Source organism: Polaromonas sp. P1_G4 (assembly GCF_056405475.1).
Genome location: NZ_JBFUCA010001061.1, coordinates 1 through 538, shown reverse-complemented (window position 1 = coordinate 538; position 538 = coordinate 1). Strand labels below are relative to the sequence as shown.

Genomic DNA, 538 nt, shown 5'->3' with positions numbered 1-538 from the left:
GTCTTGGCGCGCGAGACATAACAGGTGACGCCGCTCACCTTGGGGTCGTCATAGGCTTCCACCACGATCTTGTGGTCCGGTCCGATGAATTTGAAGACCGTGTCGACCGCGCCGATCTCTTCACCGCCGGCGCCTCCGCAGGCGGACAGAAGCAGCACCAGGCTGAGGGCGCAATAGGCGGGGCTGAATCGTTGCAGGGTGAGTGGGCGCATGAACATGTCCTTGGTGCTTGGTATGGGAATCGGAAGGGTGGCGGAAGGGCGTCAGGTAGCTACTGTACAAAGCCCGCCGCCAGGTGCCTGGGCTGCGCGGCCCTGTGTCAGGCTAGTATATTGGATAGCTATACATTTGATAGCTACTGGCGCGCGTCCCTATTGGGTTGTAGCCATTTCAGGTCTTCACCAGGTCAAAATGCCCGCTCGCGAGGCATTCCCCGTTGACCATGATGTCCACCGCATGCCGCCCGGCATGGTGCACGCGGGTGGTGAAGTCGCGCACGACCTGGCTGCGTGACAGCTGCACGCTTTCGCCGGCGGCC

The 538-nt window shown here is 61.7% G+C and carries 1 protein-coding gene; it reads right to left on the bottom strand.

Annotation, left to right across the window (positions count from 1 at the left end):
• A partial coding sequence (locus tag AC1D1X_RS25365) for a CreA family protein (RefSeq protein ID WP_477699645.1) occupies positions 1-212 on the bottom strand: 212 nt, incomplete at its 3' end.
• Positions 213-538: the final 326 nt, after the last annotated feature.